The organism is Mycolicibacterium parafortuitum (genome assembly GCF_002086815.1).
GTDB classification, from domain to species: Bacteria; Actinomycetota; Actinomycetes; order Mycobacteriales; family Mycobacteriaceae; genus Mycobacterium; species Mycobacterium parafortuitum.
The window spans coordinates 169518-184244 of the sequence record NZ_MVID01000001.1; the positions used below are offsets into that span (position 1 = coordinate 169518).

12 protein-coding genes are annotated in these 14727 nt (G+C 69.4%); 6 read left to right on the top strand and 6 right to left on the bottom strand.

Annotated elements, in window-relative coordinates; translation table 11 throughout:
• The first annotated feature begins 64 nt into the window (after positions 1-64).
• Complete coding sequence (locus tag BST38_RS00780) at positions 65-859, top strand: FadR/GntR family transcriptional regulator (protein WP_083141323.1); 795 nt, start codon at positions 65-67, stop codon at positions 857-859.
• Positions 860-867: 8 nt separating this feature from the next.
• On the opposite strand, the gene BST38_RS00785 is transcribed toward BST38_RS00780, so the two are convergent.
• From BST38_RS00785 to BST38_RS00805, 5 genes are all read right to left on the bottom strand, one after another.
• Complete coding sequence (locus BST38_RS00785; protein WP_083141324.1) at positions 868-2076, bottom strand: CaiB/BaiF CoA transferase family protein; 1209 nt, start codon at positions 2074-2076, stop codon at positions 868-870.
• A gap of 23 nt (positions 2077-2099) precedes the next feature.
• The gene (locus BST38_RS00790) at positions 2100-3200 is read right to left on the bottom strand and encodes a DUF7064 domain-containing protein (RefSeq protein WP_083141325.1); all 1101 of its coding nucleotides are present in this window, start codon (positions 3198-3200) and stop codon (positions 2100-2102) included.
• Between the two features lie 100 nt (positions 3201-3300).
• Positions 3301-4869, bottom strand: coding sequence for an AMP-binding protein (locus BST38_RS00795; RefSeq protein ID WP_083141326.1), 1569 nt, complete (start codon positions 4867-4869; stop codon positions 3301-3303).
• Positions 4870-4939: 70 nt separating this feature from the next.
• Positions 4940-6370, bottom strand: coding sequence for a FadR/GntR family transcriptional regulator (locus BST38_RS00800; RefSeq protein ID WP_083141327.1), 1431 nt, complete (start codon positions 6368-6370; stop codon positions 4940-4942).
• 4 nt (positions 6371-6374) lie between these two features.
• Complete coding sequence (locus BST38_RS00805; RefSeq protein ID WP_083141328.1) at positions 6375-7223, bottom strand: enoyl-CoA hydratase/isomerase family protein; 849 nt, start codon at positions 7221-7223, stop codon at positions 6375-6377.
• 118 nt (positions 7224-7341) lie between these two features.
• On the opposite strand from BST38_RS00805, the gene BST38_RS00810 reads away from it, so the two are divergent.
• The 5 genes from BST38_RS00810 to BST38_RS00830 are packed head-to-tail and all read left to right on the top strand — an operon-like array spanning position 7342 to position 14284.
• Positions 7342-8568 carry a cytochrome P450 family protein gene (locus BST38_RS00810; RefSeq protein ID WP_083141329.1) on the top strand — a complete coding sequence of 409 codons (1227 nt, stop codon included), beginning with the start codon at positions 7342-7344 and terminating at the stop codon, positions 8566-8568.
• A gap of 19 nt (positions 8569-8587) precedes the next feature.
• On the top strand, positions 8588-9859 hold the full coding sequence (locus BST38_RS00815; protein WP_083141330.1) for an FAS1-like dehydratase domain-containing protein: 1272 nt from the start codon (positions 8588-8590) through the stop codon (positions 9857-9859).
• Positions 9856-10716 carry an enoyl-CoA hydratase-related protein gene (locus BST38_RS00820; RefSeq protein ID WP_083141331.1) on the top strand — a complete coding sequence of 287 codons (861 nt, stop codon included), beginning with the start codon at positions 9856-9858 and terminating at the stop codon, positions 10714-10716. Before BST38_RS00815 ends, BST38_RS00820 begins: the two co-directional genes overlap by 4 nt.
• Positions 10713-12152, top strand: a complete 1440-nt coding sequence (locus tag BST38_RS00825) for a phosphotransferase family protein (protein WP_083141332.1) — start codon at positions 10713-10715, stop codon at positions 12150-12152. The genes BST38_RS00820 and BST38_RS00825 overlap by 4 nt, the downstream gene beginning before the upstream one ends.
• Positions 12116-14284: an acyl-CoA dehydrogenase family protein gene (locus BST38_RS00830; RefSeq protein ID WP_083141333.1), complete on the top strand. Its 2169-nt coding sequence runs from the start codon at positions 12116-12118 to the stop codon at positions 14282-14284. The genes BST38_RS00825 and BST38_RS00830 overlap by 37 nt, the downstream gene beginning before the upstream one ends.
• Here the strand turns inward: BST38_RS00830 and BST38_RS00835 are convergent.
• Positions 14277-14714, bottom strand: a complete 438-nt coding sequence (locus BST38_RS00835; protein WP_420872529.1) for a Zn-ribbon domain-containing OB-fold protein — start codon at positions 14712-14714, stop codon at positions 14277-14279. The two genes, BST38_RS00830 and BST38_RS00835, sit on opposite strands and share 8 nt — an antisense overlap.
• Positions 14715-14727 lie beyond the last annotated feature (13 nt).

Consider the following 14727-nt stretch of genomic DNA (forward strand, 5'->3'; position numbering starts at 1 on the left):
AGTAAGATGAGTGAGGTCTTTTGCGCCGTCGGGCGCGGCCCGCGGGACGACGACAGGTGGTCAGATGGACGCGATCAAGCGCCCCGGCAATGCCGGCAAGCTGGTACGGGCGCCCAAGACCGCCGAGCTGATCGCCGACCAACTGCGCGCGAAGATCGTTCGCGGGGTGCTCAAGAAGGGCGATGCGCTGCCCACCGAGCAGGAGCTCGTCAAGCAGTTCGGGGTGTCGCGCCCCACGCTGCGTGAGGCGTTCCGGATTCTGGAGAGCGAATCGCTGATCGTGGTGCGCCGCGGGTCGCGCGGCGGTGTGCTGGTGTCGTCTCCCGAAACCTCGGTCGCCGCACGCAGTTTCGGTCTGTTGCTGCAGATGTCGGGCACCACGCTCGCCGACGTGTACGAGGCCCGCAAAGTGTTCGAGCCCGCGGCGGCCGAGATGCTGACGCGTCGCGCGACCGCCGACGACATCGCCGCCCTGAAAGCCGCGCTGGCGGAACTGGCCGAGCTGGTGAACTCCGGCGCCGAGAACGCCGACTTCGACGCATGGTCGGCCGCGGTGTTCCGGTTCCACGACCTGATCCTGGAGCGCGGCGGAAACAACACCGTCGCGCTGGTCGGCGCCGTGCTGCGCGAAGTGGTGACCCGGCACATGGCCCGCGCGGTGGCGTCGTCCACCGACCCCGACGGCATCGTCAAACAGTTCAAGCGCACCCTTCGGGCCTTCACCAAGTTCACCGCGCTGGTCGAGGACGGTAAAGCCGTCGAGGCGCGCGAACTGTGGGAGGCGCACATGGACTGGGCCGGCCGCAGCATGCTGTGGGGGCGGCTCGGCACCGAGTCGGTGATCGACCTGTTCGTCTGAGGCGGAGGTCATCCCAAGGCGCCGCCGTCGCGCAATTCGCTGATCCTGTCCCAACTGAGGCCGCTCTCGGCCAGCACCTCCTCGGTGTGCTGGCCGAGCTCCGGTGCCGGTCCGGCGGGCACTCCTGGCGCGCCGTCGAACTGGTACGGCGGTGCCACCAGCCGGAAGTCGCGGCCGTCCGCGCCGGTGACGGTCGGCAGATAGCCGTTGTCGGCGGCCTGCTCGCTGGCGAGCACCTCGCCGAACGTCGCGGCGGCCGACCACACCCCGGAGAAGCCGGACAGCACCCGGCGCCAGTCGTCGAGCGGCCGGGATCCGAACGCCGCGTCGAGCTCGGCGATGCAGGCCTCCCGGTTGACGTAGCGGGACAGCGAATCAGCGAAGCGGGCGTCCTCGGCGAGCTCGGGGCGCCCGATCAGCTCACACAGCTCGGCCCAGAACCGATCCGCCTGCAGGCACACGAGATTCAGCCAGCGGTCGTCGGAGGTGCGATAGGTGTTGACGATCGGGTTCGGTGCATCCGAGCGCTCCATGCGCGGCAGTTCACCGCTGCCCGCCGCGGTCGCGGCCAGATCGGGACCCATCACCCACATGCCGGTGTTGAGCAGGGACACGTCGACGACGCTGCCCTCGCCGGTGCGTTCACGGCGGAACAGCGCCATCCCGACCGCGCCGGCGATGGCGCTGGAGCCCTGCAGGTCGAAGAATGCGGCCGGCTGCGCGGTCGGCGCGACGGCGCCCGGCGGGGTCAGCTTGTGCTGGATGCCCGCCGCCGACCACGCGGCCGCGGAGTCGAAGCCGCCCACGTCGGTCATCGCACCCGCGCTGCCCCAGCCGGTGCCGCGGACGTAGATCACCGACGGGTTGTGCGCGCGCACGTCCTCGACGTCGATGCCGAGTTTGCTCCGCACCTTCGGCAGGTAACTGGTCAGGAACACATCGGCGGAGGTGACGAGCCGCATCAGGGTCGCGACCCCGTCAGGGGATTGCAGATCCAGTGTGACGCTGCGCTTGCCGCGGTTCGGTACGTGCAGGAACGGATTGGGTGCGGTGTCGTCGGCGTTGAGTGCGTTGCGCAGCGCCCGCTGCGGGTCGCCGGTGGGAGGCTCGACCTTGATGACATCGGCGCCCAGGTCGGCCATGATCGCACCCGCGCCCGGCACGAACGTCCATGAGGCGACCTCGATGACGCGAACTCCGTCGAATGGTCCGGGCACAGTGCCTCCTGATCCGTCGTGACTCACCGCAGTGCCTGTAGGGCGTCGCGCATCCGGGCGAAATGTCCGGGGTGCCAGATGTCCTGGTCCTCACCCCAGCCGATGCGGTCGGCGAACTCCCACCGCATCAACGCCGTGCTGCCGCCGTCGTGTTCGCTGATGTGGCTGACCGAGTAGCCCTCGGCGGTCATCGTCCGTCCGGTCAGGTCCGTAAGGTGAACGTCCATCTGCGCGCTCCAGCCCGTGGCGGGGTCACGGAAGTTCTTCATCACGCTGGCGGATTTGTCGAGGCGCTCGAATCGCCCGTCGCGCAGCAGCCAGCCGTGGTTCAGCGGCGACCAGCCGTCGGCGTCGCCGTCGGCCACCCGGGCGAAGGCCAGGAATCCGGTGTCGGCGTCCGCGTGGCCGAAGATGTACTGGATGCGCCCCCGGCCGCGCTCACGTTCGATCTGACGCCACCTGGGTCCGCCGGGATGCAGCACCCGGGGTGTGTCGGCGGCTTTCGGGGGGCGGGTACCCGCGGGGCGCGGCGCGCCGCGCGGCGCCCACGACCGGTCGCGGATCGAGTAGCAGTCGATCGCGATGCGTTCCCCGGCCAGGGTCAGGGTTCCGGTCACATGGCCCAGCTGGTCGAGATGGGTGTGCTCCATGAACGGCGGTTCACCGGGGGTGTAGCGGCGCGGGTCGTGCACGCCGTGGAAGCCCAATTCGATCGCGAAATCGGCGTCGGCGTCGGCGTATTCGATCCGGTAGTCCCGTAGCGGCGTGAGCATCCGGACGCTGAACCCGCCGCCGGGGGCGGTGATGTCACGCAGGTCCGCGCTGCTCGCATCGAACGGCACCTCGGTTTCCATCCGGTGATAGCGAAGCTCGCCGGGCCGTGCGCCGCGGGGATCCCACACGTACACCCGCCACGTCGCCGTGCCGCGGTTGGTGTGGAAGGCCCCGTGCAACCAGCAGCCGATTCCGCGTTCGGGGATGTTGAACGACCACCAGGTGGTCTCGGTCCAGTACGGGTCGTCGGCGGGGCCGGGGTGGAAGCAGTCGTCGCGCGGCGTGAACGGGGTGTCCGCGGTGACCGTCTGGTCGTCGTTCACCGTTTCGTCGGTGACCGGGCGTGCCATGACGCGATCCTAACGTAAAGGATACTTATTTAGCTGATAGTTACGCCGATTGCCGGGAGGCGCGCTGCGGATGGCACCGCGCTGACGGTGACGGCGCCCCTCACACGTTGCGGCCGGCCTCCGTCCAATAGGACTGGCGGATATCGCGTTTGAGCAGCTTGCCGGTCTCGGTGCGGGGGAGGGCGGCATCGAAGTCCACCGAGCGGGGGCACTTGAACCCGGCCAGTCGCTCGCGGCAGAACGCGATGATCTCGTCGGCCAGCCCGTCCGACGGCGCCACCCCGCCGACGAGCTCGACCACCGCCTTGACCTGCTCACCCCACTCGGGGTCGGGGATGCCGATGACGGCCGCGTCGGCGATCGCCGGGTGGCTCGAGAGCACCCCCTCGACCTCGGCGGGGTAGATGTTGACCCCACCGCTGATGATCATGTCCTTGGCGCGGTCGCAGATGAACAGGTAACCGTCCTCGTCGAGATAGCCGACGTCGCCGATGGTGAACGCGGCGCCGCGGTGTACCGACGCGGTGAGCTCGGCGTCGTCGCGGTACTCGAACCGCTGCCCGTCGGTGCGCTCGATGTAGACGTTGCCGACCGTGCCCGCGGGTACCTCCGCGCCGTCGTCGTCGAGGACCGCGACCCGCACCCCGCGGACCGGGCGGCCCACCGTGCCCGGCTTCTCCAGCCAGCGATGCGGTTTGGCGATGGTGGCCGCGCCCTCGGTGCCGCCGTAGGTCTCCCAGATCACCGGGCCCCACCACGCCAGCATCTCCTTCTTGACTTGCATCGGGCACGGCGCTGCCGAGTGCACCACCGAGTGCAGGGTGGACACGTCGTAGCGCTCCCGCACGGCCGCGGGCAGTTTCAGCATGCGCACGAACTGCGTCGGCACCATGTAGGCCGTCGACACGCCGTGGTTTTCGATGGCGGCCAGCGTCTGCTCGGCGTCGAACTTGCCGAGGATCGCCAGCGGCTGCCCGACGTGCAGCGCACCGAGGTAGAACGTCTGGCAGCCGGCGTGATGCATCCCGGTCGAGACCAGGTGGGCACCGTCGAATGGGCGAAAGTCGAAGGCACGCCCGAAGATCGCGAGGGCGTTGGCGGCCACCGACGGGTCGCGGCCGTCGAGCGGACGGACGATGCCCTTCGGTTTGCCGGTGGTGCCCGACGAATACCGGATCGCGTCGCCCTGGCTGCGGCGCTCCGGTGGTGTCGACGCAGACCCCGCGAGGAACTCGTCTTCGGGGACGAAGCCCGGCGGCAGTGATGCGCACTGCCCGACGGCGATCCGCAGCCCGGCCCCGGGCGGCGGCGACGGAAACCGGTCCAGATAATCGGCGTGGCTGACCAGCGCCACGGCCCCGGAGTGGTCGAGGATCACTGCGAACTCGTCGGCCGACAGCGCGGTGTTCAGTGTCAGATGGCGCAGCCCGATCTCGGTGGTGGCCAGCTGCCAGATCACCGTGTCGACACCGTTGGGCAGTGCGTAGGCCACCACGTCGCCGTCCTGTAAGCCGTGGCTGCGCAACGCATTCGCGACTCGGTGGGCAGCGGCGGCCAGCTCGCCGAACGTGAGGGTGCGTCCGTCGGGCGAGGTCACGATCGCCGGCGCGTCGGGATGGTCGTCGGCGATCCACCACACCCCGAGGCGGCGGTCCCACGGATGCTGCATCTGCTCTCCTGCACGTCGTCGAATGAGATAGAACAGTATCCTCAATCAACGGTGCGCAAAAGGCCACCAGTCAGGGGCCGGTTGCCGCCATGTGCGCCCGCATCCGCATCACCGCGAGCTCGGTGTCCCCCGCGAGCAGCGCGTCGGCGATCCCTTCGTGCGCGGGACCGACCTTGGCGGCCAACCCCTCGGAGAATGCCGCGACCTGCGGGTCGTCGGCGGCGACCTCGGTGAAGAACTGCCAGCCGACGCGCATCGTGACACTGTGCACGAGCTGCAGAGCCCGGTTGCCGGTCAGGCCCGCCAGCACGGAGTGGAAGTCGTTGCCGTGCCCGAAGGCCAGCGCCATGCCCTCCTCGGTCTCGGCCCGCAGCGCATGTTCGACGGCGCCGGCGTCGTGCTCGCCCGCCCGCAACCGGGCCGCGGCGCGTTCGACGACCGCGAGCTCCAGCCCGGTCCGCAGCTCACCGAGGTGAGCAGGGGTGACACCACGACGGCGCAGGTAGATCACGATGATGTCGACCAGCGCCGAAATGTCCGGTTCGGTGACGAACAGTCCGCCGCCCGGTCCGCGGCGGGTTACCGCGATCTGGTGGTACTCCAGGATGCGGGTGGCCTCCCGGACGACGGCGCGGCTGGCCCGGTGCTTCGACATCAGCGTCGCCTCTGAGCCGACGAAACTGCCGGGCTCGGCACCGGACTTCACGATCTCGGTGAAGATCTGGCGCGCAAGGGCTTCGCCACGTTTGTCGCCCAGGGTGCCCGCCAGGGCGACCGCGGGATCGAGATGCTGGACGGTTGCGGGCTGCCGGGAGATGAAATCCGCCTCGGCGCGCAGGTGCCGTCGCATGCGTTCGCGTGCCAGCCCGGCGTTGTTGGTCATGATCGCCTTGGCGATGCTGTCGTGGGCGCGGCCGACCTCCCGGTCGAACGACTCCGGCAGTGCGGCCGCGTCGTTGAAATGGAAGTTCGCGACGCGGGTGAAGGTCTCTACGAACAGCTCCAGGATCGGGTTGGCGGTCAGCTCGGCGAGCTGGATGTGCAGCAGCCGGAAGTTGGAGATGGTGCCCGCCGATTCGCGGTCCAGGGTCTCGCGGATCGCGGCGATCCCGGCCTCGCCGACCCGCTGTGAGGCGACCTCGGCGACCAGTTCCTCGAGCACGATCCTGGTGTCGAAGATTTCGTCGAGCGTGGCCTCGACCCGCAGCAGATAGATCACCGCCGGGCCGATCACCGCGTCGACATCGGGTTCGTCGATGACCAGGCCGCCGCCGGTGCCGCGGCGCATCCGCGCCACCCGCTGATGCTCGACGAGGCGGATCGCTTCGCGAAGCACCGCGCGGCTGACTCCGTAGCGGGCCAGCAGCTCGCTCTCGGAACCGAGCACCTGGCCGACCGGCCAGCCCAGTTCGATCACGTCGGCGATGATCTGCTCGGCGGCGCGGCCTGCGAGTTTGGCTTGGCGCGAATCGACGCGCGGCGCGATGACCTCGGGGTTCACCGCGTCACCGGTACACCGGGGGGCCGTTGCGACGCGGTGCGCTGCGACGCTCGGCCAGCGGCGGATTGCCGATGTGGGTGTAGGCCATCCCGTTCTGCAGCGCAGTCGACCGGGTCATGTCCAAAGACTCCCATATCGCGCGGATCGTGCCTTGGATGGCCACCGTGTTGCGTTCGGCGATCGACTCGGCGATCGCCTGCGCGCGGTCCCACAACCGCTCGCGCTCGACGACCTCGGACACCAGACCGATGCGCAGTGCGGTCTGTGCCGAGATGCGCTCCTCGGTGCCCATCAGCGCCCACCGCAGCACCTCGCCCAGGGGTACGCCGCGGTGCAGCATGCCGATCGGCTCCAGCGCCGACACGATCGACGCGTTCGCGTGCGGATCGAAGAACGCCGCGTCGTCGGAGCAGATGATGATGTCGGACTCGTTGAGCAGGTACTGGGCCCCGCCGGCGGCCAACCCGTGCACCGCGGTGACCACGGGCTTCCAGCAGCGGTGGTGGACCTTGGGGGAGATGATCATCCCGGGGTCGAAGGTGTTCCACACGTTCGGCCGGAAGAACCAGCTCCCGTCGCCCTTCACGTCGACCCCGGTGCAGAATGCGCGGTCCCCGGCCGCGCGCAGCACCACGGCGTGGATGTCGTCGGTGTCCCGGACGGTCTGCCACGCCCACGCCAGTTCGGCCGCCATTCGGCCCGAGATCGCGTTCAATGCGTCCGGGCGGTTCAGCGTGATCGTCGCGACGTGCCGGTCGTCGACTCCGAACGCGATGTCCTGCAAGCGGACTGCCCCGTCGACGTCGGTGTCGAGATTTCCGGCGAGGTTTCCCGAAGGGCTAGCGAGAATCATAGAAATCAGTGTACTAATAAAGCGGACTTGCAATGGACTAAAGAGGAAGTCGACATGTGCCGTCTCGACCGACACGCTCCGGGGCGTGAGCCGGGCGTGAGGATCGATGGGAGCCGCGATGTCCAAAGTCATTGAGGCGCTGCAGCGGACGAACCTCGGCACCCGGCAGATGCTCGACGACCCGTACGCGCGGTTCGCCGACCTGCGGGCCAACCAGCCGGTGTCGTGGGCGACGGCCAAGGGCCTCCTCCAGGGCAAGGGCGGCTATCTGCTCACCCGCCACGACGACGTGATGCTCATCCACAGCGACGACAGGTTCTCGACCGATGTCGTGAAGCACTCACCGGCGGGCAAGTTCATTCTGCTGCTACCGCCGAGCCTGCGGATGCTGGCCCAGACCATGGTGTTCAAGGACGATCCGGACCACAAGCGGCTGCGGACGCTGGTGCACAAGGCGTTCACCCCGAAGCTGGTCTCGACGATGGCCGCCGACATCGTCAAGATCGCCGAACAACTCGCCGACGAACTGGCGGCTGAACGCGAAGCCGACCTGGTGCACGCGTACGCCGTCCGGCTCCCGCTGACCGTGATCGCGACAATGCTCGGCGTCGCGGACTCCGACCGCGACATGTTCCACGTGCTGGTCGAGCGGATGGGCAACCAGCAGAGCAACATGGCCCGCCAGTACTTGACCGCGCGCAAACTCGGCAAGCTGTTCGAGGAGCTGATCGAGGACAGCCGGCTGCATCCTGACGAACGGTTGATCTCCGAACTGGTGCGCGCCAACGAGGGCGGCGACCGGCTCAGCCACCGCGAGCTGGTGTCGATGGTGTTCCTGTTGCTGCTGGCCGGTCACGACACCACCGCGAACCTCATCGGCAGCAGCGTGCTCACGCTGATCGAGCACCCCGACGAGCTCGATCTGCTGCGGGCGCGACCGGAGCTGCTGGAATCCACCGCGATCGAGGAGCTGCTGCGGTTCACCTCCCCGGTCGCCGACGGGGCGGCCCGCTTCGCCCTCGAGGACCTGGAGATCCGCGGCGTCCCGATCCCGCGCGGCTCGCAGCTGCTCGGCTCGATCACCTCGGCCAACCGCGACGAGGCCGTCTTCGACGATCCCGACGCGCTCGATCTGACCCGGAAACCGAACCGGCACTTGGCGTTCGCGTTCGGAATCCACTACTGCCTCGGCCACCAGCTGGCCCGCCTGGAGGGCCGGATCGCACTGCAGACGCTGCTGGAGCGGTTCCCGAACTGGGAGCTCGCCGCACCCAGGGAGTCCCTGCACTACAAGCCCACCATCTCGCTGCGCGGGCTGACCAAACTGCCGACCCGGATGTACTGACGACAGGGAAGTTGCGACGATGACACAGACCGACCAGACCCACGACTTCGACCACGCGATCAAAGACGAGGACATCGAGCGGTCCAAGCTGCTGCTGGGCATCGACGCACCGATCAGCATCGACGAGCACCACCGCGAGTGCAGCGTCGACACCATCCGCCAGTTCGCGATCGGGTACGGCGACGACAACCCGCTCTACGTGGACCCCGATTACGCGGCGGGCACCCGGTGGGGAGGCCCGATCGCGCCGCCGATGATCCACAGCTCGCTGTCGCGCAAGATGCTCGGTGACCCGATCCCCGAGGACATCCGCAAGGCCACCAGGGGCCTGTTCTCCGGCATCCACCTGTTCGTGTCGGGCCAGGACACCGAGTGGTACCAGCCGGTGCGTCCCGGCGACGTGCTGTACGGATTCGGCGGCATGGAGTCGACGGAGGTCAAGACCAGCGAGTACGCCGGGCGCTCGGTGATCCGGGTGCGGCGCGCTTTGCGGGTGAACCAGCGCGCCGAGATCGTCGCGATCGAGCGAACGATCCTGATCTCCACCGAACGCAAGCGGTCGCGCGAGCGCGGCAAGTACATGGATCTCAAACCGGCCAGCTACACCGACGAGCAGATCGCCGAGATCGATGAGATCTACGCCAACGAGGGGCCGCGCGGTGCGCAACCGCGGTGGTGGGAGGACGTGCAGGTCGGTGACACGCTGCCGAAGATGGTCAAGGGGCCGCTGACGCTGACCGACATGATCAGCTTCCACGCCGGCGGTTACGGCTTCGGTCCGTACGGGATCGGCGGTGCCCGTGTCGGTTACAAGAATCGGCAGCGGGTGCCCAAGTTCTACATCAAGAACGCCGCGGGAATCCCCGATGTCGCGCAGCGTCTGCACTGGGAGAACGAATGGTCCCAGTCGATCGGCAACCCGATGGCCTACGACTACGGCATCATGCGGGAATGCTGGCTGACGCACTACCTCACCGACTGGATGGGTGACGACGGCTGGCTCGTGCGCCAGCACGACGAGATGCGCAAGTTCAACTACATCGGCGACACCCAGTTCATCACCGGCGAGATCGTCGGCAAGCGCGTCGAGAACGGCAACGGCGTCGTCGACGTCGAATTCCGCGCCACCAGCCAGCGCGGCGAGGTCACCGCGCCGGCCACCGCGACCGTCGCACTGCCCAGCCGTGAGCTCGGCATGGTCGTGCTGCCGCAACCCGACGGGGAACTGCGCCGCAAGTCCGTCGCGATGATGGCCCGGCACAACGAACTGGTCCGCGGTCGGAAACGGTGACCGGGGCCGGCTCCGTGCACGTGGACACCGGCACCGACACCGTGCTGGCAGCGGTCACCGACGGTGTCGCGGTGCTGACCTTGAACAGGCCGCAGCGCCGCAACGCGTTGCATCCGGAGATGTACGAGGCGCTGCCGCGACTGCTGGAGCGGTTCGCGGCGGACGACGATGTCGGGTGCGTGCTGCTGACCGGCGCCGGGGGCGTGTTCTGCGCCGGCGGCGACGTCCGCGACGGCGGATCCGCACGCGGACTGCCCGACGGCGACCGCGAAGCCCAGATTCGTTACCGTGCAGGACTTCTGACGGAGAACGCGCGCATCGTGACGTTGCTGCACACGATGCCCAAGATCACGGTGGCGGCGCTACCGGGCGCGGCCGTCGGCGCGGGTATGAGCATCGCGCTGGCCGCCGATCTCCGTATCGCGGCGCGCTCGGCGCGGTTGATCCCGGGCTGGGCCGCGCTGGCGTTCTCCGGGGACTTCGGCGGTGCATGGTTCCTGAGCGGGCTGGTCGGTCCGGCGAAGGCCCTCGAGCTGCTGATCGCCGACAAACCCGTCGACGCGGACACCGCGCTGGGCCTCGGTGTGTTCAACCGGGTCGTCGACGACCCCGACCTCGCCGCCGCGGCGATGGACTGGGCGCGCGTGATCGCGGCGGGTCCGACCTATGCGTTCGCCGGTACCAAGGCCAATGTCGCCGATGCGCAGCGACTTCCACTGCCGGAGGCGCTCCTGTCGGAGAGCGAGCGAATGGTGCGCTGCAGCCTGACCGAGGAACACCGCAACGCGGTCAAGGCGTGGTTAACCGCGGCGAAGACGCGCAGTGGCGTGAACCGCGAAGTAAGCGAACTGACATGAGCGGCGAGCGTCCCGAGGTCACCGCCGAGGTCCGGCAGTGGATCACCGACGTGACCGGGGCCGACGACCTCACCTTGACCCAGGTGTCCGGCGGGGCCAGCAGGCAGGCCTGGTTCGTCGACGCGCACACCGGCGCCGGAAGCCGCGAGCTGTTCCTGCGCTACGACCCGCGAGAACCCGACCCGCACAGCGTGTTTCACCCGTTGCAGGTCGAGGCCGAGATCATGGCCGAACTGCATCGACACGGGGTGACCGTGCCGAAGGTGATCGCCGCCCATCCGGTGCGGCAGGCGGTGCTGCTGGAACGCGCCGGCGGCGAGACCTGGTTCCGGCTCATCGAGGATCCCGACGAGCAGGTCCGCACCGCCCGCGACTTCATCGCGAAACTCGCGGCGCTGCACCGCATCGACGCCGCCGACCTGACGATCCCGAGCCTGGGGACCGCCGGCCCGGTTGCCGGGCACGTCCGCGATGAGATCGCCGCCATGCGTCGCCGCGTCGCCGCCTACCCGAAACCCGCTCCGCTGCTGACGTTCTGCATCGACTGGCTGGAGCGCAACATTCCCGACTACGACGGTCCCGCGGTGATGGTGCAGGGGGACACCGGACCCGGCAACTTCATGTACGCCGACGGCATCGTCACCGCGGTCGTCGATTGGGAGCTCGCGCATTTCGGGGACCCGATGGACGACATCGCATGGCTGTCGCTGCGCACGGTGCAGGACACCTTCACCGACTTCCCGGCGCGACTGGCCGAGTACGCGCAGCTGTCCGGGCACCCGATCGACGAGGGCCGGGTCTGGTACTACCGGCTGTTCGCCGAGACCCGGCTCGCGTCGATGAGCCCGGGCAGCATCGATACCAGGGCCTCGGTGCCGCCGCGCTCACCGGACGCGGGCAACAGCCTGATCTACGGCATGCTGCACCGCCGGTTGCTGGTGGAGGCGCTCGCGCACGTCGTCGGGATCCCCGAGGTGCACGTCGACCTGCCCGACGACGGCACCGCCTCGCAGTACTCCCATGTCTACGACGCCACCGCGGCGGCGCTGTCGGCTTCGGTGGACCGGAGCTCGGATGCGCTGGCCCAGCGTTATGTCAAAGGTGCCGCGCGGCTGGTGAAGTACCTCGCCGAGGTGGACCGCGCCGGCGCGATCGTCGATGCGGAGGAGATCGCCGAGATCGCCGCGCTGCTCGGTGCGACACCGGCGTCGGTGCAGCAGGGTAGGGCCGCGCTCGCCGATGCCGCCGGGCGCGGCGCCGTCTCCGAGGCGGACTACGTCGCGGCGGTGTGGCGCGGCATCAAACGCGACGACTACCTGACCCGGACCGCATCGGGTGCACTGGCCCGGCGCACCTGGCCGGCCCTGACTCACCCCACCGACGAAGGAGGCCGAGACCGTTGGGTATCGCCATCAGTGACGACCACCGGGAACTAGCCCGCGTCGTCCGTTCCTTTCTCACCGCCCGCGAGGCGCGCGCGGCGACCCGCGCCCTGCTCGACGGCGGCGGTGACGCGCGCCCGCCCTTCTGGGCCGAGACGGCCGAACTGGGCTGGCTCGGTCTGCACGTCCCCGAAGAGCTCGGGGGATCGGGATGCGGGCTGCCCGAATTGCTGGTGGTGGTCGAGGAACTCGGCCGCGCAGTAGCACCCGGACCGTTCCTGCCGACGGTGATCGCCGCGGCTGCGATCACCGCCGCGGGCAGCGACGCACAGCGGCGGCGCTGGCTGCCGACACTGACGGACGGGTCCAGGACGGCGGCGTTCGCGGCCGGCGGGGACCTCGTCGCCGATGGGCGGACGGTCACCGGTGACGCCGGAGTGGTCCTGGGCGCGGGCGCGGCGGATCTGCTGGTGCTGCTCGCGGGCGACGACGTCCTCGTCGTATCGGCGGACACCCCCGGGATCACGGTCGACGTACCGCCCAACCTGGACCCGAGCCGTCTGTCGGGGCGGATCACCCTCGACGGTGTCGAGGTGGCCGACGACGATGTGCTGCCGGGCGCGGCGGCACTGGCGCTGGCCTACGCCCGCGCGATCGCCGCCGCGGAAGCCGTTGGCGGAGCGCAGGACTGCCTGGAGGCCGCCGTCGGCTACGCGAAGGTGCGGGAGCAGTTCGGCCGCACCATCGGCACCTTCCAGGCGATCAAACACCATCTGGCCAACATGCTGGTCGCCGCGGAGTCGGCGACCGCGACGGTGTGGGACGCGGCGCGCGCGGCTGCCGACGACGAGGACCAGTTCCGGCTGATGGCGTCGTGCGCGGCGAGCCTCGCGTTCGACGCGTACGTGCACAACGCCGAGCTGAACATTCAGGTACACGGCGGCATCGGGTTCACCTGGGAACACGACGCGCACCTGCATCTGCGCCGGGCGCTGACGCTGCGCGGCCTGTTCGGCGGCAGGGGGGCGCCGGCCGACGTCTTCGCGCTCACCGCCAAAGGGGTGGTGCGGCAGAACTCGATCGACCTGCCCCCGGAGGCCGAGGCGCTGCGCGCGGACATCCGCGCCGAGATCGCGACGTGGTCGGGCCTCGACCCGAAGGCATTGCGGGAGCGCATGATCGGCACCGGATACCTGATGCCGCACTGGCCGAAGCCGTGGGGGCGGGCCGCCGATGCGGTCGAGCAACTGGTGATCGAACAGGAGATGGCCGCGGCCGAGGTCAAACGGGTGGACCTGGGGATCACCAGCTGGGTGGTACTGACCCTGATCCAGCACGGCACCGACGACCAGATCGAACGGTTCGTCGAGCCCGCCCTGCGCGGCGACCAGGTGTGGTGCCAGCTGTTCTCCGAACCCGGCGCGGGCTCGGACGCCGCGGCCGTGGCGACCAAGGCCGTCCGTGTCGACGGCGGCTGGACGGTCACCGGACAGAAGGTGTGGACCAGCGGCGCGGCGCACTGTCAGCTCGGACTGGCCACCGTACGAACCGATCCGGACGCCCCCAAGCACGCGGGCATCACCACGGTGATCGTCGACATGTCCGCCCCGGGGGTCGAGATCCGGCCGCTGCGGCAGATCACCGGGGCCTCGGAGTTCAACGAGGTGTTCCTGACCGACGTGTTCGTGCCCGATCACGACGTGGTCGGCACGCCGAACGACGGATGGAAGGTCGCCCGCGCCACGCTCGGCAACGAGCGGGTCAGCATCGGCGGCGGCGGGGTGTCGGCCAGCCGGGGTGCCGTGAACACGATCGTCGACCTGACCCAGCGGTTCGGGGACCGGATCGCGGGGGGACCCGAGCGGGCGGGCAGGTTCCTCGCCGACGAGCACGCCCTGCGGCTGCTGAACCTGCGTCGCGCCGCACGAAGCGTGGCGGGCGGGGAACCCGGACCGGAGGGCAACGTGACCAAACTGCTGATCGCCGAGCACGTGGTGAACCGGGCCGCGCTGTCGGCCGAACTTCTCGGCGCCGACGTCGCGCTGCTCGCCCCGCCGGCGAAGGTGGCCGGACTGCTGGTGCTCGGCTCCCGCGGGATGACGATCGCCGGCGGTACCTCGGAGGTGACCCGCAATCAGATCGCCGAACGCATCCTCGGCCTGCCGCGCGACCCGCTGATCAAGTGAGTGCGGGTGCGAACACCGGCACGAACACCGGTGTCTCGCCGCGTCGGTGCTCCTCGAAGCGCACCCGCAGCGCCATGCCGCAGGCCAGCGCCTCCGGGTCGCAGTCGACGATGTTGGTGACCAGGCGCAGCCCGGGCTGTTCGGCCAGCTCCACCAGTGCGATCACGAAAGGTGTTGGCACGGCGGGATTGAACTGTTGATGCGCGACGGTGTAGGTGAACAGCGTCGCATCGCCGGACACCGCGCGGAATTCGAGCGGCCCCGCGCAGTCCGGACATTCGGGGCGGGGCGGATGAATATAGCGACCGCAGGCCGCGCAGAACGCGATCCGCAGCTCGCCGTCGGCGCCTGCCGTCCAGTACTGCCGTGCCGTGTCGTCGATCTCGGGAAGGATCCTGGGCGGAGTGCCGGAAACCGGTGTCTGCGTCACCGCGTAATAGTAC